The sequence below is a fragment of the Rickettsia bellii RML369-C genome (assembly GCF_000012385.1).
Taxonomy (GTDB): Bacteria; Pseudomonadota; Alphaproteobacteria; order Rickettsiales; family Rickettsiaceae; genus Rickettsia; species Rickettsia bellii.
In genome coordinates, this window is sequence record NC_007940.1 from 777,153 (window position 1) to 801,744 (window position 24,592).

A 24,592-nucleotide genomic window follows, 5' to 3' on the forward strand; every position below is an offset into this window, starting at 1 on the left:
TTATATCCTCAAATCTTATACAAGACCTAGTTTTTTAGGTTTAAAATATTTTACCCAAATATCTATTAGTAATTTAGTAATAATAATTGCTGAAAACATCGATGATATAATCCCGATTGTTAATGCCACAGCAAAGCCTTTTATTGCTCCAACTCCAAATATATAAAGTAGAAAAGCAACAATCAGAGTAGTAAGGTTAGAATCTAAAATAGTAGCAAAAGCTGACTCAAAACCAGTTTTAATAGCATAAAGGTTGGAAGTTCCTTTATTTAGCTCTTCTTTTATTCGCTCGTAAATTAATACATTAGCATCAACAGCCATACCCATAGTAAGTATTATCCCAGCAATCCCTGGCAGAGTTAAGGTAGCTTGGAAAAGCGACAATAACGCCAAAACATATAACATAGCAAGACTTAAAGCTATATTTGCAAATAAACCAAGCAAGCCATAAGACCAGACCATAAATATACAAACTGCTGCAAAACCAATTATTCCTGCTTTTTTTCCGGATTCTATAGAATCAGCCCCAAGATTTGGTCCTATACTTCTTTCTTCGATAATTTTAAGTGGTGCAGGCAGCGAGCCGGCACGTAATAATAACGCAAGTTCATTTGCCGATTCAACAGTAAAATCACCTGAGATTATACCACTACCACCCATAATTGGTTGATTTATTGTTGGAGCACTAAGTAGCTTATTATCTAAAACTATAGCAAGATGCTTTCCAACATTATTTTTAGTAACTTCACCAAATAATTTACTACCCAAACTATTAAAAGAAAATGATACAACTGCTTGTGAATTCTGATCAAAAGAGGCTGCGGCAGTTGTTAATGAATCACCACCTAAAATAGCTTTTTTCTTTACAACTAAATAACCCATTCTATCCCCTTGAACAAGCATTGAACCCATAGGCACATGACCTTTTACTGCTTCTTCAACATTAGCATTTTCATCAACCAAATGAAAAATTAACTTAGCAGTTTTACCTAAAATATTTTTTAAATAGGTTGGATCTTCTTCGCCTGGAACTTGTAATAATATATGCCTATCACCTTGCTTTTGCAGTATAGGCTCTTTGGTGCCAGTACTATCAACCCGCATTCTGACAATCTCAATAGATTGATCGACTACTTTATTAAGTAGCTCACTTAATCTAGATTCGCTGTAGGAAAGCTTTATTCTATTGTCATTTGCTTCAACATTAATCTCAGGATCAATTTTGCTAATTATTCTTTTTAACGGCTTTAATTCTTCCTGCGATCTCAGCTCTAACTGAATATTATTCTGCTTAACCAATAGATTTTTATAACCAATTTTATCTTCACGAAAGCTTTTACGTAAAGTATCGGCTAAATTTTCCATAGTGTCATTGAGATAAGTATCGAAATCAACATCAAGCAATAAATGTGCCCCACCCCTAAGATCAAGCCCTAAATTTACTGAATCATGAGGCAGATATTTGGACTTTACCTGTGTAAAATTCGGTAAAGCACAAATAACTGCAAAAATCGTACATATAATTGAAAGGAAAATTTTCCACTTAGGAAGATTTTGCACCACTTACCTTCTTATCTTTTTTATTATTTTTACTGTCTTCCTTTTTAACTGCTACATCTTTAGAACGACTAGTTATATCAACAATAGCACTTTTTAAAGCTTTAATACGTACATCTTTTGCTATCTCAACTTCAATATTAGGTTCACTTTCGCTAACTTTAGTAACGATCCCATAAATACCGCTATTTGTTAGAACTTCTTCACCTTTTTTAACTTCGCTTACTAACTTCTCTCTTTCTTTACGACGTTTTTCTTGTGGACGTAACAGTAAGAAATAAAATACCGCAAAAATTAAAACCATCGGTATTAAGCTTGTTAACCCCGATTGTAAAGAATTCGTAGTCTCTACAGGTACCACTTCAGTTTCTTGTATCTCTATTGTATCATTATTATTTGCGTTACTGTCTTGCCCATTTGTCGACATAAATTATTTCCTTTAAGTTATTTATAAAAAATTCAATAAAATTAAAAATAGCTACCTGCTGGCTTTAATGCAAGGGTAAAATAAAAATATAAAAGAAAAAGAGAGATTATTAATTGCTTTATCACTTATAGAGAATGAGGAATAAGTGATTTTATTAGAAAATCTTAAATTTATGGCACCGTTTTTGAATTAGGGGAGTTTTTTAAAACTTCTTTATAAACTTCAAGATTCTTTCGGAGCATTAAATCAAGAGAGAAGTCATTAATTACAGTATGTCTTGCGGCGGTTTGAATTTTCTTAGCTTCTTCAGTATTTAGAATAGATAAGCAATGATCAATTTTTTCAGCTAAATCTTCAGCATCATTTGGCTTTACGTGGAAACCTGTTACATTATCATTTATTGTTTCAGTAGCTCCACCAATATTAGTGGCAATAACAAGCTTTTCCATAGCCTGCCCTTCAATGATAGTACGCCCAAAGGCTTCAGGCTCAATCGAAGCAGAAACAATAATGTCAGAAATACCATATAGATTTATGATATCAGAATCATTACCAAAAATTTGAATTTTATTTTGAAGTTTTAAATTTGCGATAAGTTCTTTTACTCTATTAGTAAAACTAGGATGTCTTGATAAATCACCGACCATTAAACAATAAAAGTTTCTGTGCTTTAATTTGCTTAATGCCTCTACTAAAACAAGATGCCCTTTCCAGTTAGTCATTCTCGAGGGCATCGATATTATCGGTACATTATCTGGAGCATCATATTTATCACGACATTTTTTAAGCCTTTCTGGTGTTAAATTTGCTGGATCGAAATAATCACAATTTACACCACGCTCAATTACCACTATTTTATTTTCATCAACATTATAATTTTTAAGTAAATGTTGCTTCACAAAATTAGAAACGGCAATAACTTTCTCTCCCTTTAACATTATACTATTATAATATTTCTTCAAATCATTAGGAGCGTTATAAATACCATGAAAGGTTGTTAAAAACTTAGTATTCGTCCATTTTGCTGCTAGATATGAACTCCATGCCGGAGCCCTTGACCTTGTATGAACTATATCAACTTTATATTTTTTGATTATTTCGGCTATTAACCTAGCATTACTTAGAATTACAAAAGGGTTTTTACTACTACTATTCATTTGAATATGTAGTATTTCCTCATTATCTAACTCTTTAACTAAAGCACCGCTAGCTGAAATTATAATCGGAGTATGACCAAGAACTTTAAGATATTTTGCAACTTCTATAGTCCCTCTTTCAACTCCTCCCGAAACTAGAGCAGGAACTACTTGCAAAATAGTATATTTATTGTATCGTTTACTTGAATTTAATGAAGGCATTATAATTTCATCTGTTTAAATAATTATTTAAAATGCACAAGCTTTATACTAGAACACAAGACAAATTTGTTGTCTATAATAATTATAGAATTGTTAATACAAATATTCCACCTGTAATTTTTTTACACGGCTTAATGTCAGGTATGCATTCATCTAAAGCTCTCTATTTAATAGATTATTGTAAAAAAAACAATTATAATTTTACTATTTTTGATAATTTTGGTCACGGTCATGCTGCAGGACAATTTACAGATCAAACTATTAGTAGTTGGTTAGAAGGAGTAGCTCTAGTTTTAGATGAATTAATTGATGATCAAGCTATAATAGTCGGCTCAAGCATGGGAGGATGGCTTGCACTTCTTGCAGCTTTAAAGTTTCCAAATAAAGTTAAAGGACTTATCTGTTTAGCCCCTGCAGCTGATTTTACTGAAGATATTTGGCACAATCTATCACCGAAAGATCAATCTAGAATACAAAAAGAAAGTGTGCTAGAAATATCAGGTAGAAGTTGTGAATATAGATACCCTATTAGCTATAAATTAATCGAAGATGCAAAAAAGCATTTACTATTGACAAAGAACGAAATTGATATAAATATTCCGGTACATTTAATCCATGGTATGTTAGATGAAGATGTGCCTTATGAAATTTCTCTTAAGCTGTTAGAAAAAATAACAAGTAAACAGATAATACTAAAATTAGTTAAAGATGCAAAACATAATCTATCTAGAGAAGAGGACTTAAAGGTTATGACAAATTCTTTAGAGGAATTGATCCATATCATTGCGAGCGACTATAAGGAGCGTGGCAATCTCGTAAAGCATGACTCCTGAGATTGCGAACGTACAAAACTTATAGTTTTTCCTCGCAATGACGGAAAAGCTAATACATACAATAATGCTAATTACAAAAAATTAAATAAAGAAAAAAATAATTATGTTTAGTAAAATAAATAAAATTCATGATTTTAAAGAAGTTATAAAAGCAATAGAAAAAGCAGATGGAACTTACCTAGTGCTTTTTGATGTTGATGAAGTAATTAGTGGATGGATTCAGAGGAATCCTAGATTAACACATGATTTCCGTAAAATACTAGTAAATGACATTGAAAAAAGGCTCTCTCGTAAAGAGTGCAAATTATTAATGAGTGTAGTTCTGAAAGACCGCAAAGCTAGGTTTGTGAATGATGATATTTTAACCATATTTGCTTTACTTAAAGAAAAAAATATTCCAGCAATGGGTCTTACAAAGCTTCCTACCGGTAAATTTGGTATAATTGAGGATATGATAGAGTGGAGAGTACGAGAACTAACTTCATTAAAATTGAATCTTCAAGAATTATCACCTTTAAATGATGAAATAATAATAAAAGATTTTAATGCCGGTTATGGTGATCCTATTTTAAAAGATGGGATAATTTACACCGCAGAATATGATAAGGGAGCTGTGCTTGAATATGTGTTGCAAAAAACAAATTATTCTCCGAAATCAATAATATTTATAGATGATATAGAAGAAAATTTATTATCATTACAAAAGACATGTAGTAAACTAAAAATTAATTACCAAGGATTTGAGTTTATGGGTTCTGCAATAGTCCCTGAACCTGATCTTAACGAACAACTAGAAAAAATTAGATTTGAGATTCTAGAAAAAGAATATAAATGGTTAACGGATCACGAACTTAAAAAATTAAATAAATAATATTAATTATGCCTATAAAACTAATTAGTTCTATTATTCTCCTATTATTTTCGCTTTCTACTATTGCAAGTAAAAAAACAGAAGAAAAAATTACAGGAGTAAAAGTTACTAAAGCACAAATAGCTGAGCTTTATGAAGTCTTTAATATTGTAGGGCGATGCCAAAATAATAATAGCCGTGATTATTATGCTAATGCTGCTGGTACTGTTGAAAAAATTTCAGCTATGCAAGGACAAATAGTTAAAAAAGGTGATATATTACTGGTTATAGATAGAGATGTAGCGGAAACTACTAAATCAAAAGCCGAGGCTTTATTAAATACAAAGCAGGAAGAGTATAATAGAAAAGATGCTTTATTTGCAAAGAAATATGTAAGTAGTCAAGAACATAAAAAATCGAAAAGCGAGCTTGAAGAGGCTAAATTTAATTATACAATGGCTCTTAAAACCTACAATGACATGATAATTACCGCACCTTTTAATGGTAAAATAGGTGTGATAAAGCCTATGGTCGGTGATGAAGTAAAAATAGGTGATTATCTTTTTAGTATTACAGGAGCTGATAAATCACAAAGTGTTTTTATTGAGCTACCGGAATCTTTAAGTGGCAAGGTCCTCGCCGGTACAAAAGCAATAGTTAATGGCAAAATCCATAGTGAGGTTTTTGCTATTTCACACTATTTATCAAATAATGGTACTATAACCGCTAAAATTGCCTTACCAAATAATACAAACATCTTACATAATAGCTATGTGGATGTTAAGTTGATAATCAACCCGCATGAAAATTTAGCTGTACCAGAAAAATCTATACAACGTAATAATCAAGGTAATTTCATTTATAAAATAGATGGTGATACGGCAAAACAACTATATGTAAAAACCGGTTTACGAACCAATGGCTTAATCGAGATTATTTCCGATAATATAAAAGATAGTGATATAATCGTTACAGAGGGCATGCCTCAAATAAGCGATGGTGCAAAAGTAAAAATATTGGAAGAATAAGCTAAAATCTTCTATGTTTCTTAAACCATCTCTTTATTTTAGATATAGTTGCACGCACTCCATCTTCTTTTAAAGAAGCAATAGTTAATAAAATTAATATTTTTGCAATAAAATAATATGATTTTAATTTTATTTTAAGATAACTAATAAAATAATTATTTTCTTCTTTTTTTTTATTTTCTAACAATTTTTTAACGTAATATTTTCTTACTTTCTGTTTTATTATAGGATAATTATATTGAGTAAAGTAATTATTATTTTTTTCTACATTTTTTTCTTTTTTTTCATTCTCTAATGATTCTGACTTATCTTCATTCTCTAATGATTCTGACTTATCTTCATTCTCTAATGATTCTGACTTATCTTCATTCTCTAATGATTCTGACTTATCTTCATTCTCTAATAATTCTGACTCATCTTCATTTTTTAATAATTCTAATTCATTTTTACTTTCTAATATCTTCAATTGTGTAACAGCTGTTAATAATAAATTAATAGTAAAAGGGGCAAATTTAGCTAAATAAGCGTTATTTAACACATAAGAAGTAATATTTATTAAACCTTGTGAATATTTATTTGGATTCATGAATGTAGTATTATCACCTCTAATTCTTACCTTAGATAATTCTTTACTAATTCCTCCTAATAAATTCCTACTAGAAATAGAAATCCATAAGCAACAATCTTCACCACTTCTTATATTTTCAGGAAATAAATTTTCTTGAAATAAAGCTAAAGTTCCCATAACTGTTGGCATTGCTATTGGGCAAGTTTGTATAATTTTTGGAAAAACATTCCCACTAAAAGAACCAGAATTGATTGACTCTAAATATTTCCCTTCTTCATCTATTCTTTGATATGAAGTGTGAGAAAATATAAAATTATTTTCTTCCATAAACTTTAATTGTAATTCTAATTTATTATGAAAGAATAAATCATCCGAATCAAGAAAAGCAATATATTTTCCTGAGGATTTTTTGATTCCTAGGTTACGTGCTGATGCAGGTCCTTCATTTTTTTTATGGAAATATTGTATTCTTTTATCTTTTTTGCAAAATTTAATTAATTCCGATATATCTTCAGTTGATCCATCATTTATAACAATTACTTCAAAATTTTCATGAGTTTGATTAAGCACACTTTCTATAGATTGAATAGTCCAATTAATTCTATTATATACAGGGATAATAACGCTAACTTTAGCATCTCGTAATATTTGCTTAGCCATATTATTGGCTAAAGCATAGGCTTCTTGATAAGGAGTGCTTGACAAAAAATTAGCTGTACGAGTTAAAAACAAATAAGCTGATCCTTCCATTTTTATCATTTCTTCTTCGGTTAATTTTTGAAGAAAAGATGACCATAAAGCATTACATTCTTCATTATGAGCTGATATCTTTTTGCTACCTTGTTCTGAATGAAAACGAGATTTAATTAAGATCAATTTATCAAAATAAATAGAAGCAACACGAAAAATTTTAAACCATAAATCATAATCTTGTGTAGATGGTAATGTTTCATCAAACATATCAACTTCATGAAAATATTTTACGGGTATTAACAAAGAACAACCATGTATTAAACCACGTAATAAGGGCAACAGAGAGATATTAAGTTTATCTGTAGTTAATACACTATCTGGTCTTATATGATATAAAAATTTCCCATTTTTATCAACTAACTCATAACCACCATAAATTATAGTATTTTTATTGTTTAATTTATTTAATATATTAATTTGATGCTCAACTTTATTAGGATAATATAAATCATCATGGCTTAGCCATGAAAAATATTTTCCTTTCATATTTTTGATTCCATAATTTAAAGCTGAACCGCACCCACCATTCTCTTTATGGAAATAGCGTATTTTATCACCATATGATAATGCAATGGCTTCTGTCTCTCCGCTATCTTTTGACCCATCATTAACTACTATAACTTCAATATTTTTATAAGTCTGTGCTAAAGCACTATCTATCGCTTCACGCATATAATTTGCACCATTATATACAGGTATAATAATGGATACTAAAGGATAAAAAGTGCTTAGTTTGTCTTGTTTAATTATCATAGATTTTTAAAAATGATTATCGATTTTTTTAATACTTATTATTTTCTTGGGGTTCTAGACTCAAATAAAACATGAATTTAAATATTTAATAAATACTCAGCAATAAATGCTACAAACTCTCTTCGTAACCATTTACTTATAACTTTTATTATAAGTAAAAACATTATTCCCATCATATTGCTTCAATTTATTTAATATTTCTTTATTTTAAGATAAATTTTTATTATTACTTTCTAGTGCTTGTTCCTTAATTTTCAATTGTCCTTTAAGTACTTCTAATTGATTTGTAGTAGATTTCAATAGTTCTTGTAAATGATTTATTTGTGCATTAGCAGAATTTAATAGGCATTGCAAGTCATTTAAATCCTTAAATTGCGAAGCAAAATTATTTATCTTCAATAAACATTCCTGTACTGCATTAATAAAAAAATTTACCTTTTCATTATGTACCATTTCTAAAATTTCTTTTATAGGCGTTGTCTTTCCTTTTGTAACTAGTAATTCTGTTGTTCGTTGACACACCGATAATGCAGATTTCAAAGTACTTCTCATAAGCTCATTATATATAGTTTGATTTATAAATTGAGGAAAAATAGCTTTTAAACTTTCTAAGTTACTTGTTGCATTTAATAAAATTTCTTTAGCATATACATCATTAAAACAATTTTCAAAATGTGTAACATTTTTTATTGCATAGAATCCTCCATAAGGAGTGGAAAGAGCTTGACCTTTAAAATCATGAGTATGTAAATTTTTACAACCTATTATATTCCAGTCAGGAAAATCATTTGGATACCAACCTGACTTATGTTCTTGCCACTCTCCTCCATGTAAATTCCATCCATCAGTATCATGTACTTCCTGAGGCATAAATCCTAAAGGAGTAAATATTATAATCTGTTTACGAACCACACGTTCACATTCAACTAATATTTCTTTTCCCATTTCTTTAGGCATATGTTCTATAACATCCATTAAAAATATTGAATCAACAGATTTATCAAGAAATGTTTCAAGAACGACTTTTGCCTCAAAAGGAATTATTATCGAATTAGTACCTGATAGGTTCTTTTTTAATATTTCAACATATTCCTGATGCGGTTCTACACAAATAAGTAAATCAGGAATTATATATTGTTGTGGACGAATACCGCACCCAATATCCATAATACTAAAAGCAGGATTTATAAACTCTTTTATTTTGGTATAAAATATATTTGCAGAATACCATTTTTCAATTATTTTATTTTTCTCTACCATTTAAACCAGACTGTACGATTAATATAATCCACATAACTTAAAACTATACGCAATATTTTTTTCGATACAAGCCCTGCTTCGTTATAATCAGGAACTAAGCCTTGAGTACGTTTGTTGTTATCATGCTCCTCGGTAATAGTCTTTACCGCTTGTAATACCCGTTCAGCCTTAAAACCGGACATAATTAACGTGCCGGCATCCATACCTTCAGGACGCTCGTGAGCCTCTCTAATATTTAAGGCAGGCAAATTAAGTATTGATGCTTCTTCAGTGATAGTACCGCTATCCGATAAAATACAAAAAGCATTCATTTGTAATTTTACATAATCGGTAAAACTAAAAGCCGGTAAAAATCTTATTTTATCTCCAAGCTCTTTAAACCCTTCTAAATCTTCAAGCCTTTTTTTAGTTCTCGGATGCGTAGAAAAGATTATCAAAAAATTATACTCTTTAATAAGCATTTGTAAACTATTTAATAATTCTTTTAGATTATTTTTGACGTCTACATTTTCTTCACGATGTGAGCTAATTAAGAAATATTGTTTTGGTGTGAGTGATAATTTATCTAGAATATCTGACTTTAATATTTTAGGCATGAAGCGATCAAGTACTTCTGGCATATGTGAACCTGATTTAAAGGTAAGCTCCGCCGGTAGTCCTTCAGCAATTAAATAACGTCTTGCATGCTCGGTTAATGTAATATTAACATCGCTAATGTGATCAATGATTTTGCGGTTTATTTCTTCTGGTACTCTTTGGTCAAAGCAGCGATTTCCTGCTTCCATATGAAAAATTGGAATCTTACGACGTTTAGCAGCAATTGCAGAAAGACAAGAATTAGTATCACCGTAAAATAGCACAGCATCAGGTTTTTCTTTTTCAAGAACTTCATCTACTTTTTCAATAACAAGTCCGATAGATTTTGCTGTATTATCTGCTGCAACCTCTAAAAAATAATCTGGTTTTCTGATTCCCATATCATCAAAAAAAACCTGATTTAATTCGTACGCATAATTTTGACCGGTATGAACTAGAATATGTTTGGTATGTTTATCAAACTCAGAAATCACACAACACAGCTTAATAAGCTCTGGGCGAGTACCGACAATAGTCATTACCTTAAGCATTTTTTAGCTCCTCTTGTACATAATCAAGATTTAGTAACAATTCTTTAACTTCTTCTAGATTTAAACGCTTTGTATTATGTGAGGTATAATCCTCTAGAAGTGCTATTTTCTTTTCACCCTCAACAAAGTATTTCGCATAATTAAGATCACGACCATCCATAGGAATGCGGTAATAATTGCCTAAATCTTCAGCTTTCGCCATTTCTTCCGAAGATACTAATGATTCATAATGTTTTTCACCATGACGTGTGCCGATAAAACGTATTTTATTTTTACTGTTAAATATCCCTTGTAATGCTTTAGCTAACACCTCAATAGTACTAGCTGGAGATTTTTGTACGAAAATATCACCTTGGTGACCGTACTCAAATGCATATAAAACTAAATCTACAGAATCAACTAACGACATTAAAAAACGCGTCATTGAAGGTTCTGTAATAGTTAAATCCTTATTTTGCTTAATTTGATTGATAAATAAAGGAATTACCGACCCTCTTGATGCCATAACATTACCGTATCTAGTAACACAAAATACTGTCTTATCTCTTACGTTCATACGTGCTTTTGCTATTGCTAACTTCTCCATTAATGCTTTAGATAGTCCCATTGCATTAATTGGATATACAGCTTTATCAGTGCTAAGTACTATAACTTTTGCAACTTTATTAATTGTTGCTGCTCTTAAAACATTTTCAGCACCTAAAATATTAGTATTTATTGCTTCCATCGGATAAAATTCACATGTTGGTACTTGCTTTAAAGCAGCAGCATGGAATACGTAATCTACACCCTTCATTGCGTCATCAATGCTGTTATAATTACGCACATCCCCGATATAGAATTTAATTTTTGGATTATTCAAAGCAATACGCATATCTTCTTGCTTTTTTTCATCTCTACTAAAAATTCTGATTTCTTTGATATCTTTAATAATATCATTTTTAAGAAAACGAGAAAGTACTGCATTACCAAATGAACCGGTACCTCCGGTAATCAACAAAGTTTTATCTACAAACATTATTTATAAATACCTATTTTTTAAGTTAATTGTCACCCCGTGACTTGATCACGGGGTCTTGTATCACAGACTGTATCCTAAGATCCCGTGGCGGGGCCACGGGATGACACACATCACCCAAAATCACACATACGCTTCACAAGCTCTTTCCACTCAGGAGGATTATAACCTGTTATCTCATTAAAATGCGTAGCGTCTAGCGAGCGATCTATTACTAACTCATCTGACGGAATAATATCGATTTTTTTATTATATATTTCTGCTATTAGCTTTAATAATTCTAACTTATTAATTGGCTTTGATGCGACATGGTAAAGACCGTGAAGCTTTTTATTAGGTAGCACAAAATTCTTTATTATTCTTGCAAGCTCTACAGTCGGAAAACCTGAATATATAGCTTTTTCAAAACCTTTTACTGACCCTTCTGAACTTAAAAACCAGTTAGTCAAGCTTCTATTTCCTGAAAGTTCATGACCTATAATTGAAGTACGAAGCGTAATAGCATGTGGATAATCCACCTCACCAAGAAATTTAGAACGACCATATAAATCATAACAATCCGGAAAATCACTTTCCTTGTAATTGCCTTTTTTCCCTGAAAATACACAATCAGTACTAATATGGATTAACCTGCTACCGACAAGTTCACATAAACCAGCAAGCCTATGTGGCAGTAAGCTATTAATCGGTAATGCTTTCAAAGGATCATTTGCATCAGCGAGCTGTTTTACCAGCCCTATACAATTTATTACTATATTAGGCTTTATTTTATTTAGTACTTCAACTAACGAATCGTAATTCTCAACATCTACATTTGGAACTATTTTATTTGCTAAATCTTTAGAAAAATAAGAATGAGCTGAGCTGCTCCGACTGGTCGCATAAACATCAAGATCTTTGTCAGTGCTCAAAAACCTAACCATACTATTACCAAGCATGCCGGTCGCACCTAAAATCAATATTTTCATAATAAAATTATTTTATTTTTATGGCATCGTTTTTACCATAAATGTATTATTCTTGCAATAGATTTTGTAATAGACACGTCATTGCGAGGAGATACAGAGCAGAGGGCGGAAGCAATCTCATGAGGCAATACAATATTCCTGAGATTGCTTCGTCGCTTTGCTCCTCGCAATGACGTTATTTTAAGTCAACCTCTTGACTATCTCTTCTCTTTTTATCAAAGGTAGCACTTTCGATATTTCCGGTCCTGATTCCTTACCGGTTAAAGCAAGACGCAATGGTAAAAACAACTCTTTTCCTTTTCGATTTGTTATTGCTGCGAGTTTTTTAGTCCATATCCCCCACGTCTCGGTGGTAATTTCTTCTTCAGGTAATAACTCTGCTGCTTGTTTTAGATATTCTTTATCTAAATTCAAATCTTGTATGTTTGGAGTTTTATGACAAATCTCCCACCAATCTTTTGCATCAAATAATTTTTTTAAGTTAGGTCTTACTGATAGCCAAAAATTTTCATCAATATATTCAGCATCTATTTCTTTAAGACGATCTTTTACCTCGTTAAATTCTAGACTTATTAATAATTTATGATTTAATCTTTCTAGATCTTCCGGCTGGTAAATAGTTGGGCTTTTAGAAAAACTACTTATCTCAAAATGTTTTACTAACTCATCCATCTTTTTATGAGGGATAATTTGTGCTGATGATCCAAGCAAACTAAAGAAGCTTGCAATTGCCATCGCTTCTAATCCGACTTCTTCCCTTAAGGTTGCAATCTCAAACCCTCCTACTCTTTTTGAAATTTTTTCATCTTTATTAATGATTAAGCTTAGATGCCCAAAAGTTGGTGGATACTTATCTAAAGCTTCAAACATTTGAATTTGAATAGCAGTATTACTAACATGATCTTCGCCTCTAATAATGTGAGTGATCTCATAATCAACATCATCAATAACCGAGCATAACATATAAGTCATACTTCCATCTGCCCTTATTACTATCGGGTCACTCAAAGCTTTGCCCTCATACTTAACTTCGCCTTTGATCATATCATGCCAAGTAATCGGCTCATGATTTACTAAAAATCTATAATGCGGCTTTCGTCCTTGTTCTATATATTTTTGTATCTGATCTTCTGTTAGATTTAGGGCTGCTCGATCATAAATAGGAGGCAACCCTTTAGAAAGCTGAAATTTACGCTTTAACTCAAGCTCTTCTGGCGTTTCATAGCAGGCATATAATCTTTTTTTATCCAATAATAGTTTTTTGATCTCATCATATCTACTTAAACGACTTAATTGATTAAATGTTTGATCCCAGTTAAGGTTTAAAAACTTCAAGTCTGCTCTAATAGCGTCTTTATATTCTTGTTTGCTACGCTCTAAATCCGTATCGTCAAATCTTAAAATAAACTGTCCATCATGCTTCTTCGCATATAGCCAATTAAGTAGTGCTGCTCTTATATTACCGACATGTAACATACCTGTCGGTGATGGAGCAAATCGTGTTATAACTTTTGTCATTTTTACTTATTTTTTTGTCTTTTTAACTTTTATCTTTTTATCGACAAGATTAGTTACCTCATCCATATTTAGAGGATTTGGTTGTTTAGCAGCAATTGCATTTAGTTTTTCTTCAATTAACTTCATTGCATCATCTAAGCTTAAATTTAAGAAATCATATTTTTTAGGTATCGAAATAAATTTACCCATATATTTTATGTATGGACCAAACTTACCATACCCGACTAAAACTTCTTCACCACTCTCTTTATGATTACCGATTTTAAGCGGTAAACTCAAAAGCTTTAATGCCATATCAAGAGTGATATCGTTTTGATTTAAACCAGCAGGCAAAGGTGAGCGTTTTGGCTTTATTTTGCTATCAACTTGCTCACCATATTGGATATAAGGTCCATAAGGTCCTTTTTTCAAATATATCTCTATTCCCTCTTTATCCTTGCCTAAAACCTTGTTTTCATTAACAATATCTTTAGCCTCCCCATCAGCTTCATTATTATCATTACCACTAACAATAGATTTTCTAAAATTACATTCAGGGTAATTGCTGCATGCTAAAAATGCTCCAAATTTACCAAGCTTTAAGCTTAGCTCACCAGTTTTGCATGATGGGCAAACTTTAGAGTCTTTATTTTCTCCAAATATATGATAATCAAGAGCTTGCTGTACATAGCTAATAATTTCTGTAATGTTTTGCTTATTTACAGATTCTATATTGTGGTTAAAGCCATTCCAAAAATTACCTAAAGCAGATTTCCATTCAAGCTTGCCAGCAGCTATTTCATCTAGCTCATTTTCAAGCCCTGCTGTAAAATCATATTCAACATATTTTTTGAAAAAACCAACTAAAAATACTGTGACTAAACGCCCTAGCTCTTCAGGTATAAAACGTTTTTTCTCTAACGTCACATATTTACGATCTTGTAAAACTGATAAAATAGTAGCATAAGTTGATGGACGACCAATTCCAAGCTCTTCAAGTTTCTTTACTAAGCTAGCTTCTGAATATCGTGGCGGTGGTTCGGTGAAATGCTGATTTGGAATGATCTCTTTAGTTTTTAAATGCTCTTGTTCCTTTAAAGGCGGCAACATCTTATTTTCTTCTTCAGCCTCATCATCTATACTTTCGCGATATACTTTATAAAACCCATCAAAAGCTATAGTTGATCCGTTCGCTCTTGCCAAATATTCCTTATTTTCTGAAGCTAAAGTTGCATTTACTAAATCCATTATGACATTTTCCATTTGGCAGGCTATAGTCCTTTTCCAAATTAATTCATAAAGTTTATAATAATCTTTCTCTAGCTTTTCCTTTAAATCATTAGGGATATAGTTAATATTTGTCGGTCTTATAGCTTCGTGAGCTTCTTGAGCATTTTTTACTTTCGATTTATAAATACGAGGACTGCTTGGTAAATATTTATCGCCATAGTCTTTATTTATTAATTTACGTATTTCATCTACTGCATCGTTTGATAAGGTAACGCCATCAGTTCTCATATAAGTAATAAGCCCAATAGTTTCCTTACCGATATCTACACCCTCATATAGCTTTTGGGCTATTTGCATGGTCTTTTTAGCACTAAAACCTAATTTTCGTGCAGCTTCTTGTTGCAGGGATGAAGTAATGAAAGGCGGTTGCGGCTGACGTTTTTGTTGCTTCTTTTCTATCTTATCAACATGAAAATTTTGAGATTTAAGCTTTTCGGTTAAATCTTTTGCTTCTTTATCATTAGTAATCGAAAACTTTTCTAGCTTCTGATCATTTATATGGGTTAATTTAGCGGTAAATAGCTCATTATTACTATTTAGCATTTTAAGGCTAATATCCCAGTATTCTTCCGACTTAAATCGCTCTATCTCATCTTCACGTTCACATATTAAACGAAGTGCCACAGACTGTACACGCCCCGCTGATTTACACCCAGGAAGCTTACGCCATAAAAGCGGTGACAGTGTAAAGCCAACTAAATAGTCTAAAGCTCTTCGTGCTTGCTGAGCATTTACTAAATTATTATCAAGTTTTCTAGGATTTTCTATAGCATGAGTAATTGCTTTTTTGGTAATTTCGTTAAACGCTACTCGCTTAAAAAAATCATCGGATTTGACTTTGTTTTTTTCTTTAATTACCTCTGCAATATGCCATGAGATGGACTCACCCTCACGATCTGGATCGGTTGCAAGATATACTGATTCAGCTTTTTTTGCATCTTTAATTATTGCATCCACATATTTACCTGCTTTCTCTGAAATATCATATTTCATTGAAAAATTTTCATCAGGTATTACAGAACCTTTTTTAGATGGAAGATCTCTAATATGACCAAATGAGGCAATAACTTTAAATTCATCACCTAAATATTTATTTATTGTTTTTGCCTTTGCTGGCGATTCTACTATTACTAATTTCATCAATTATTATTATTTATTATATACTTATCTAATTTGTATAATTTTATTATAAAAACAACTATTTTTACTTATCAGCATTATAAATTAACGATATTTTATTGCTGGGGTGTCGCATTGCTTTACCAGCAAGCTCTAATTCTAATATTATTGTATATATAATAGGCAGCGGTAATTCCGTCATTTTTTGTAAATAATCAAAATCTATAGGTACTGCAGATAATAATTCTATAACAGCAGCACGCTCTTTTTCTGATGGTTCTTTTACCTGTATTGTATTTAGTCGCTTAAAATTAGCATCTAACTCAGCAAAATCTTTAAATAAGCTTTCATCTTTTTTCATAAATTCTTCATATTGCGGCAAATTAGCTACAATATCATTAACCGATTCTACTAAATGTGCACCTTGTCTAATAAGTTTATTTGTACCTTGACATCTTGGATCTAAAGGAAAACCTGGAACGGCAAAAATTTCTCTATTCTGTTCAAGTGCAAATCTTGCGGTAATTAAAGAACCAGATTTTAGGCTGGCTTCTATTACTACTGTAGCAAGAGCAAGACCAGATATTATTCTATTACGTTGCGGGAAATGCTTACCAAGTGGTGTAGATCCTACAGGTAATTCAGCTATTATTAATCCCTCTTCTGCTAAATTTTCAAATAATTTTTTGTTTTCTGGTGGATATATATGATCAATACCACCAGCAATAACTCCAATAGTTTTAGAAGTTGCTGCTTGATGCACACTGCTATCTATTCCTCTTGCTAAGCCTGAAACAGTTACATACCCCTCTTCTGCTAACTCGGCAGCAATTTTATGAGCAAAGCTTCTTCCATTTGCTGAGGCATTTCTAGCTCCAACTATCGCAATACATTTATGATGATTTAGTAAATCTATATTACCTTTATAGCTTAATACCGGCGGGGGATCATAAATTTCAAATAATAATCGTGAATATTCTAGAGATTTATATGTGATAAGTTTAGCATTATTTTTTTTTAAGCAGTTCTAATTCTTTCTCAGCATCACTTTTACTAAAAATCTTAATCGGCTTTGATTTTCCACCCCTTAGTGAAAAATCCCCAATATTTTCTATGCTAGTTGCTGCATCACCAAATAACTTTATTAAGCTATAGAAAGTTTTAGGTCCTACATTTTCACTTCTAATAAGCCGTAAAATATTAATTGTTTCAAGATCATAAGATATTTTAGAAGTAGGAGCAGAAAATAGTTCTTTTAGCATTAGGTAAAGTTTGTTTGGTGTTGTGGGCTATTGTCATCTCGGGTTATGTCATTCCCGCATAGGCGGGAATCCAGTAATAAAAGGTATAATACAGTAAAATCTTAGCAATAAAAGCTTGATTTATGCTGGATCCCCGCCTATGCGGGAATGACACCTACACTACAGTTTCTCTGCATGTGAGCTTAAGTAATGTGCGATACCCTCATGCGATGGAGTAATAGCTTCTTCACCTTTATGCCAACCTGCCGGACAAACTTCACCATGTTTTTGATTATGAGCTAATGCATCTATTACTTTCAATGTATAATTAATATCACGACCGATTGGCAGATCATTAACTAACATATGACGTACTACAAAATCTTCATCTATTAAAAAAGTACCACGTAGTGAAATACCACCATCATTAAGCACGTTATACATTGAAGAAATTTCTTTTTTAAGATCAGAAACCATTGGGAATTGAACCTGTCCAAGTCCACCTTTGCTATGAGGAGTATTTTTCCAAGCTAAATGGCTAAAATGTGAATCAACACTAACTGACACTACTTTAGTATTTCTTTCAGTAAACTCACCAAGTTTATTATGAAATGCTATAATTTCCGATGGACATACAAAAGTAAAATCCAATGGGTAAAAGAACAATATAATTTTATGTCCTTTAGCATAACGGCTAAGAGTAAATTCACCTTCTACATTATTATTAGGCATAATTGCTGTAGCGGTAAAATCTGGGGCAGTTTTGCCAACAAATACTTTCATATTTTCGCAAACATTCTCATTTTTTGGCATATTCTCACCTTTTTAGTTAACAACCTGATTATGATATATAAAACTAATCATTATTACAACAATAAATCTTCACAAATTTTATTTACTTTCTTTCTTTTCTGAAGAAGTTTTTAATTGGTTAAATATACCTAGAGTTTGAGTAATAAAACTACTTGGCTCTGAAAGATTTGCAGGTAAAATTACTGTGTTAGTATCTTTAGCTAAATTACCGAATGCGTTAATATACTGCTCGGCTATTTTAAGAGATACCGCCTCACTACCACCAGTTTTTTGCATCGCAGCTGCTATAGTCTCAATACTTTTAGCGGTAGCGGTTGCAACTAAACCAATCGCTTCAGATTCACCTTTTGCTCTATTAACTTGATCAGTATAGGAAGCTTCTGAATTTAGAACAATCTGTGCTTTTTCCCCTTCCGCATGGTTAATCTTTGCCTGTCTATTACCCTCAGACTCTAAGATTTGTGCACGTTTTTGACGCTCTGCCGCTACTTGCAACTCCATAGCTTTAAGGATAGATTGCGGTGGCTGGATATCCTTGATCTCATAACGCATACATTGTATACCCCAATTTATCGCTGCTTGGTTAATAGCTGCAACAATAGCAACGTTTAAGGTTTCACGTTCTTCAAAAGTTCTATCTAACGGTAATTTACCAATTTCCGAACGCATAGTAGTTTGTGCAAGCTGGGTTATTGCATAGTAAGGATTATTAACACCGTAAGAAGCTGCCATTGGATCAATGATTTTTACATATAAAACACCATCAATAGATAATGTTACGTTATCGTTTGAAATAGCAGTTTGTGCAGTAACATCTATCGCTTCTTCTTTCAAAGTATGCTTATATGCTACTCTTTGAATTACCGGAATTAAGAGATTCAAACCAGGTTGCAACACCTTATCGAACTTCCCTAATTTCTCCACTACCCAAGCTTGTTGCTGAGGCACAACTTTAACCATTTGTATTATAACCAAGATAGCTATGATACTAAAAATTAATAATGCATATTCCATATTAACACCTTTTTTATTTTCATCTTATATTGAAATTTTGGAAATTACTAGAGATATTATTGTGGGTTGGGGGTTAGGTGTCATTGCGAGGAGGCGAAGCCGACGTGGCAATCTCAGGAGTCTAAATTTCATGAGATTGCCACGCTCACTTTGTTCGCTCGCAATGACACGTTCTAATAAGAACGATCCAAAATAAACCTAATAATAGAAAATAAATACTCTTTATAAATATTTTGAACGGGGATTTTATTAAGCAAGCTAATAGCTTCATTTTCTAAGCTATTCAGATGATTTATAATATCCTTACTAATTTTATGCTTTACCATCAAATCACATATTTGCACAAATTCTTCCTTAGTACGATTATCTGACTTTATCATATTTTTAAGATGGGCTTTATCGTCTTTCTCTAATTTGTCATATAAGAAAATTAGCGGCAGTGTCACTTTCCCCTCTAAAAAATCATCACCGATATTTTTTCCTACCTGCTTATCATTACCGAGATAATCAAGCAGATCATCTATAACCTGAAATATAGTACCGAGTAATTTTCCAAACTCTTCCATATTTTTAGAAATATCATCACTCTGATTTGCTATGATAGCTCCAACAGAGCAAGAAGCACCAAATAATTCGGCTGTTTTGGATTTAACAATTTGCTGATATTCTTCTATATTTATAAGACGACGCTCGTTTAGCTTAACTAGCTGCACTACCTCACCTTCTGAAATTATTGCTGAAGCTTTTGCTAAAACATTCATGGCTTTAATAGAGCCAGAAGCTACCATTAATTTAAATGATTGACTAAAAAGAAAATCACCAACTAAAATACTTGTTTTACTTCCCCAAATAACGTTAGCAGTTGGCTTAAATCTTCGGAGCGTACTGTCATCTACTACATCGTCATGAAGTAGAGTTGCTGTATGAATGAATTCCACGGCACTTGCAAGCTTTATATGACTATCGCCATTATAATCAAACATTTTAGCAGTTATAATAGTTAATAGAGGACGAATTCGTTTGCCACCTGCTTCCAGTAAATATTTACCGACTTTCTCTATTAACTCTTCATCACTTTTTAAACAGCTAATAATCAAGTTATTTAACTGGGCTACTTCGTCTTTTAAATCTTGCTGTATTTTTACTATAATATCCATTATTTTGTAATCTCTTGCCACATAGTTTCATTAATATCTTGAAACCCTGGTAGCATACATTTTTCTAGTATTTTTTGATGTTCTTTAAAATCCGGTATTAGCTCCATGATTTTTTCTTTTAAATTATCACCTGCTTTAACTTCTTTTACTGCTGCTTGGTATAAAGATAAATAATATAAAGGTAGAATTTTATTTATATCATCTATAGTACCTATTTTAGTTTTATTTAAATCTGATAAATCAAAATTATATTCAAAACTAACATCAATTAAGTTAGAAGAATTCGGATGATCGGAAATAGTTTTAAAAAAAGATATAAAAGCATTTTTATATATTTCTTTGCTTTTTTCCGAAAGATCTTTGTATATATAAGAGCTTAGTACCTCCATTATTTTAGGATAATTATTAGCTATGATATCACCCTTACTATAAGAATCTTTAAATATATTTACTAATGTTTCGTTTGTTATATTAAATCCTGTTCTATTTGAATACAAACTTAGAGCATTTATTTTAGCTCTAGTTAACTTATTTAACTCAGTAAATAAATTAGCATTTAATTTAAAATCATATTCTCGGTTTTCCAAAATACTAAAATCAAACTGCTGATTATTATCTAAAATATAGCTTAGTTTAGAGTTTAAATTTTTATATGACTCATTATCTGAAATTGTCAGCAGATAGTTTTGCCTGTCATAATATTTTCTTATAAAACTTAAGAAATTTGTTATAGAGTTTTGCTTTAGCTTAATTTTTGAATCTATCAAAAGACTAACATTATTATTACCTAAACCATCCAACTTACCTTTATATAGTAAATTAATGTTATTTTCAAAACTATTACTATTTATTTGTGCATTAGTAATTTTAATTGTTAAATCTTTGGCAAAGTCCTTAAAATTTTGGTTACCCGCAGTAACTAAAAAATTAGCTGAAAATTTAAAATTATTATGCCAAGCTAATCTATATAATAACAACCCTGCCGGAATTATTCTATCTTCAAGATCACTTTGTATTATTTCTGTATCATAATTAATTTCTAATTTTTGTGGTATATTATCAAGAAAATCCTGTTTACTTGTATAATACTTACTCTTATCAAATGTTAAAGTAAATAGAGTATGACCCTCTTCATATAGCTTTTTATTATCTACTAAATCAAAAATTTCTGCTTTATTTAAAGTAAATTTAACATCTTCTATAAAATTTACTATTTCAAAAAAATCCTTCTTCTCTTTTATAATTTTAAATAATCTAAAACTTAAAGGCATTTTTGCGGATAATGTACAATTATCATTATAAAATTTTACTCCAAAGCCTCGCTGGGTTGGTTTAAATCTGCCAACTGCCTCTCCTGAAAAATCTATAAATATTTGCTGCTTTAATAAATCATAACCAATATTTATAGGTGAGTTAAATTCGATTTTTCTATTAACACTTTCTTCTTGCCAATTAATAATTGAAACACCAAATTTAAAAGGAAAACCGTAAGGCTTAGCTTTAGAAAATTTAACAAAATATTGCTGAGAATCATCGATATTAAGATAAGTATCAGAATATTTTTGATTTATAGAATTTGATAAGGAAAATAGGATTGCAAACCACAATACGCCATAAGTTAATACAGCAAGAATAGATACAAAAAATATTATTTTTAAAGTTTTTTTCATTTCTTTAATTTAAAGAAATATTTAATTTCATTCCTAGAGCAATCGCAGCACGATCAAGGGTATCAAGAGTAACATTAGGATTATTAGGGTTTAGAAGTCTATTTACGGCTGATCTACTAGTTTCCATTTTTTCAGCCATTTCTGTTTTTGTTATATGCTTTTGTTCCATAATTTGCTTTATTTGTTCAGCAAGAATACGCTTATGGGCTACTGCTGTAACTTCTTCTAATATTCCTATTTCATTAAGAAAATTATCAAAATTAGAACCAATATACTTTTGATTAAGTTTATTCACAATTCTACCTCTTTTTTTCTTTTAAATGCTAAATCTAACTCTTTATTAGGAGTTTTTTGAGATTTTTTTATAAATCCATGTAACAGGATCATTTCACTATCTACTATACAAAAAAATACTCTTCCTATTTTACCATCTGTTAAATTTGATCTTACTTCATACATTCCTTTACCTAAAGATTTACATATAGGCATTCCAACTGGCCAAGAGTATTCTATAGTTTTAATATCTGTACCAATAGTTTTACAATCTTTAGGTTCTAACTCAAGCAGCCACTCACGTACTGGTTCTTTTTCACTGATAGATCGATAAAATTTTACATTAAGAGTTTTTGGTACAATTTGGCAATTAAAAGTTTTTTTCATATGATTATTATTGTCATCCCGCGACTTGTCCACGGGATGACATCGAAGCCCCCTCATAGGATGGCATTATTAATATTTTATTTACACAACTCAGTATATTCTTTATTCAACTTTACAACATCCCAAATCCATAAGCTAATCATAACTATAAAAATTACTAATAGATATATTATTATAGAGTCAAAAGTAGCAGTAGGAATAATTATAAATATTAAAGACTGAATAAATGCACCGAGTGATTTACCAAATTTTGTACCTATTACCTCCACGGCAGCTTTACCCTTAGTTCTAAGTTCAAGCGATAACGGGATATATGCCATTTCTTTTGTTGAATCAAAGAGTGAGTATTTAGATGATTTACTCAGGATATTTTGAATTGCTCCAACAATTATTGCGGCATATAAAAGGTTAAAATTACCAAAACATGATCCTATTTCTTCGATAAAAATTATGAAAATAAAAAACATTAATCCGGTTATAGATAACATAATAGGTGTTAATAATGCAGAAAAAAACCAACCTAGTCTTCTAAGGATGTTGCTGCCTATTATCATGAAAGTAACGCATGATATGCCCATCAAAATATTAAATCTGCCCATAAAATGAACATAATCTATAGTACTTGGATATAGTTCTTTTACTTTTGCTTTCCAAGGTCCTTCTACAATATTAATCAATAAGCCATAACAGATTATTAATAAGGCAATACGACCTATATATTTCGAGTTAATTACTAGCTTAATACTTTCCAAAACCGAAAGTTTAGTTTTTGTTTTAGCCTTAACTTTCTTTGAATCTAAAACATTTATAGAATCAGTCAAAATAGATTTATTTATTATTCTAAATAGCAGCATAGAAATAACACCCGCTGCAACAATTATTGACATAATAGGTTGTAACATCTCTGTTGTTTGAGAGGTTAAATTAACTGATGCATCAAAAGAATTAGGTAATAATTCAGGATCAATTATTTTGTTACCTGAAAAAAATACTAAAACGCTACCTGCAAGTATTAGACCGATATTACCAACCATTCCAAGGACTGGATAAAATCTTTTTGCTTTATTAGTATCAAAAATATGGTTAGCAAACTGCCAGAACATTAAGTTTATAACTACAGCACTCCATAACTCTGCAAAGATATACATAAGTCCATAGCTCCATTTACTGGCTATTTTAATAAACCATTTGAAGTTAGGATAAGATGTTATTAAGCTATTTATTATTTCATTATTAGGGTGATAAGCTTCCTGATTTGGATAAATAATATATGCAAAAAATAAGAAAAATAATAAAAAGCTACCAACTATAATATAAAAAACATATTCAAAATTGAATTTATTACTTAGCTTAACGTAAAGTATTGTAAAGATCACGCATGCGGGTAATACTAACCATAATTTTAAAAAGCTAATAATCTCTGCTCCCATAGAGGGTACTACTAAGCTATCTTTTATAGAACGCAATGCTCCGAAATTGAAAAGAATACATAGCATCATTAATGCCATAGGTATGAAAAGCTTTAATTCCTTTCTTTCTATTGGCCAAATTATTTCCTTAACTTTCTCAAAAAAGGTTTTGGGCGGCAACATTTATATTGTAACCTTACATAAAAATTAAATGAATCTTTT

General features: G+C 31.1%; 22 protein-coding genes. 3 read left to right on the forward strand and 19 right to left on the reverse strand.

Features of this window, described 5'->3' with window-relative positions:
• Positions 1-15 precede the first annotated feature (15 nt).
• The 3 genes from secD to RBE_RS03670 all read right to left on the reverse strand — a co-directional run bounded on the left by secD (position 16) and on the right by RBE_RS03670 (position 3,342).
• Positions 16-1,560, reverse strand: a complete 1,545-nt coding sequence (gene secD / locus RBE_RS03660) for a protein translocase subunit SecD (RefSeq protein WP_011477368.1) — start codon at positions 1,558-1,560, stop codon at positions 16-18.
• Positions 1,544-1,984: a preprotein translocase subunit YajC gene (yajC, locus tag RBE_RS03665; protein ID WP_011477369.1), complete on the reverse strand. Its 441-nt coding sequence runs from the start codon at positions 1,982-1,984 to the stop codon at positions 1,544-1,546. Before yajC ends, secD begins: the two co-directional genes overlap by 17 nt.
• A gap of 170 nt (positions 1,985-2,154) precedes the next feature.
• On the reverse strand, positions 2,155-3,342 hold the full coding sequence (locus RBE_RS03670; protein ID WP_011477370.1) for a glycosyltransferase family 4 protein: 1,188 nt from the start codon (positions 3,340-3,342) through the stop codon (positions 2,155-2,157).
• Between the two features lie 32 nt (positions 3,343-3,374).
• Here RBE_RS03670 and RBE_RS03675 point away from each other — a divergent pair, with 32 nt between their 5' ends.
• The 3 genes from RBE_RS03675 (at position 3,375) to RBE_RS03685 (ending at position 6,053) form a co-directional block, all read left to right on the forward strand.
• Positions 3,375-4,175 carry an alpha/beta hydrolase gene (locus RBE_RS03675; protein WP_011477371.1) on the forward strand — a complete coding sequence of 267 codons (801 nt, stop codon included), beginning with the start codon at positions 3,375-3,377 and terminating at the stop codon, positions 4,173-4,175.
• A 103-nt stretch (positions 4,176-4,278) separates the two neighbouring features.
• Positions 4,279-5,046 carry a DUF2608 domain-containing protein gene (locus tag RBE_RS03680; protein WP_011477372.1) on the forward strand — a complete coding sequence of 256 codons (768 nt, stop codon included), beginning with the start codon at positions 4,279-4,281 and terminating at the stop codon, positions 5,044-5,046.
• Positions 5,047-5,051: 5 nt separating this feature from the next.
• Positions 5,052-6,053, forward strand: coding sequence for an efflux RND transporter periplasmic adaptor subunit (locus RBE_RS03685; RefSeq protein ID WP_187145760.1), 1,002 nt, complete (start codon positions 5,052-5,054; stop codon positions 6,051-6,053).
• A gap of 1 nt (position 6,054) precedes the next feature.
• Here RBE_RS03685 and RBE_RS03690 read toward each other — a convergent pair whose 3' ends face one another.
• The 16 genes from RBE_RS03690 to tlc3 all read right to left on the reverse strand — a co-directional run bounded on the left by RBE_RS03690 (position 6,055) and on the right by tlc3 (position 24,553).
• Entirely contained in the window at positions 6,055-8,127 is a 2,073-nt protein-coding gene (locus RBE_RS03690) for a glycosyltransferase family 2 protein (protein WP_011477374.1), read from the reverse strand.
• A gap of 207 nt (positions 8,128-8,334) precedes the next feature.
• A complete protein-coding gene (locus RBE_RS03695; RefSeq protein WP_011477375.1) occupies positions 8,335-9,387 on the reverse strand; it encodes a methyltransferase domain-containing protein in 1,053 nt (350 codons plus the stop codon).
• Positions 9,381-10,514 (reverse strand): non-hydrolyzing UDP-N-acetylglucosamine 2-epimerase, encoded by a 1,134-nt coding sequence (gene wecB / locus RBE_RS03700; RefSeq protein ID WP_011477376.1) that lies wholly within the window; start codon positions 10,512-10,514, stop codon positions 9,381-9,383. Before wecB ends, RBE_RS03695 begins: the two co-directional genes overlap by 7 nt.
• Positions 10,507-11,532, reverse strand: coding sequence for a polysaccharide biosynthesis protein (locus RBE_RS03705; RefSeq protein ID WP_011477377.1), 1,026 nt, complete (start codon positions 11,530-11,532; stop codon positions 10,507-10,509). Before RBE_RS03705 ends, wecB begins: the two co-directional genes overlap by 8 nt.
• A 113-nt stretch (positions 11,533-11,645) precedes the next feature.
• On the reverse strand, positions 11,646-12,500 hold the full coding sequence (locus RBE_RS03710; RefSeq protein WP_011477378.1) for a dTDP-4-dehydrorhamnose reductase family protein: 855 nt from the start codon (positions 12,498-12,500) through the stop codon (positions 11,646-11,648).
• A gap of 180 nt (positions 12,501-12,680) precedes the next feature.
• Positions 12,681-14,018, reverse strand: a complete 1,338-nt coding sequence (gltX, locus tag RBE_RS03715; protein WP_011477379.1) for a glutamate--tRNA ligase — start codon at positions 14,016-14,018, stop codon at positions 12,681-12,683.
• 6 nt (positions 14,019-14,024) lie between these two features.
• A complete protein-coding gene (gene topA / locus RBE_RS03720; RefSeq protein WP_011477380.1) occupies positions 14,025-16,427 on the reverse strand; it encodes a type I DNA topoisomerase in 2,403 nt (800 codons plus the stop codon).
• 64 nt (positions 16,428-16,491) lie between these two features.
• Complete coding sequence (dprA, locus tag RBE_RS03725) at positions 16,492-17,403, reverse strand: DNA-processing protein DprA (protein WP_228368770.1); 912 nt, start codon at positions 17,401-17,403, stop codon at positions 16,492-16,494.
• Positions 17,404-17,413: 10 nt separating this feature from the next.
• The gene (locus RBE_RS09200) at positions 17,414-17,668 is read right to left on the reverse strand and encodes a hypothetical protein (RefSeq protein WP_011477382.1); all 255 of its coding nucleotides are present in this window, start codon (positions 17,666-17,668) and stop codon (positions 17,414-17,416) included.
• Between the two features lie 159 nt (positions 17,669-17,827).
• A complete protein-coding gene (locus RBE_RS03730) occupies positions 17,828-18,430 on the reverse strand; it encodes a peroxiredoxin (protein WP_041804848.1) in 603 nt (200 codons plus the stop codon).
• 108 nt (positions 18,431-18,538) lie between these two features.
• On the reverse strand, positions 18,539-19,474 hold the full coding sequence (locus tag RBE_RS03735; RefSeq protein ID WP_011477384.1) for an SPFH domain-containing protein: 936 nt from the start codon (positions 19,472-19,474) through the stop codon (positions 18,539-18,541).
• A gap of 173 nt (positions 19,475-19,647) precedes the next feature.
• Entirely contained in the window at positions 19,648-20,631 is a 984-nt protein-coding gene (locus RBE_RS03745; protein WP_041804673.1) for a polyprenyl synthetase family protein, read from the reverse strand.
• A complete protein-coding gene (locus RBE_RS03750; RefSeq protein WP_011477386.1) occupies positions 20,631-22,301 on the reverse strand; it encodes a hypothetical protein in 1,671 nt (556 codons plus the stop codon). Before RBE_RS03750 ends, RBE_RS03745 begins: the two co-directional genes overlap by 1 nt.
• A gap of 4 nt (positions 22,302-22,305) precedes the next feature.
• Positions 22,306-22,596 (reverse strand): helix-turn-helix domain-containing protein, encoded by a 291-nt coding sequence (locus tag RBE_RS03755; protein WP_011477387.1) that lies wholly within the window; start codon positions 22,594-22,596, stop codon positions 22,306-22,308.
• Positions 22,593-22,961: a type II toxin-antitoxin system RelE/ParE family toxin gene (locus tag RBE_RS03760; RefSeq protein ID WP_041804675.1), complete on the reverse strand. Its 369-nt coding sequence runs from the start codon at positions 22,959-22,961 to the stop codon at positions 22,593-22,595. Before RBE_RS03760 ends, RBE_RS03755 begins: the two co-directional genes overlap by 4 nt.
• Before the next feature lie 77 nt (positions 22,962-23,038).
• Positions 23,039-24,553: a nucleotide exchange transporter Tlc3 gene (gene tlc3, locus RBE_RS03765; protein WP_011477389.1), complete on the reverse strand. Its 1,515-nt coding sequence runs from the start codon at positions 24,551-24,553 to the stop codon at positions 23,039-23,041.
• Between the last annotated feature and the right edge of the window lie 39 nt (positions 24,554-24,592).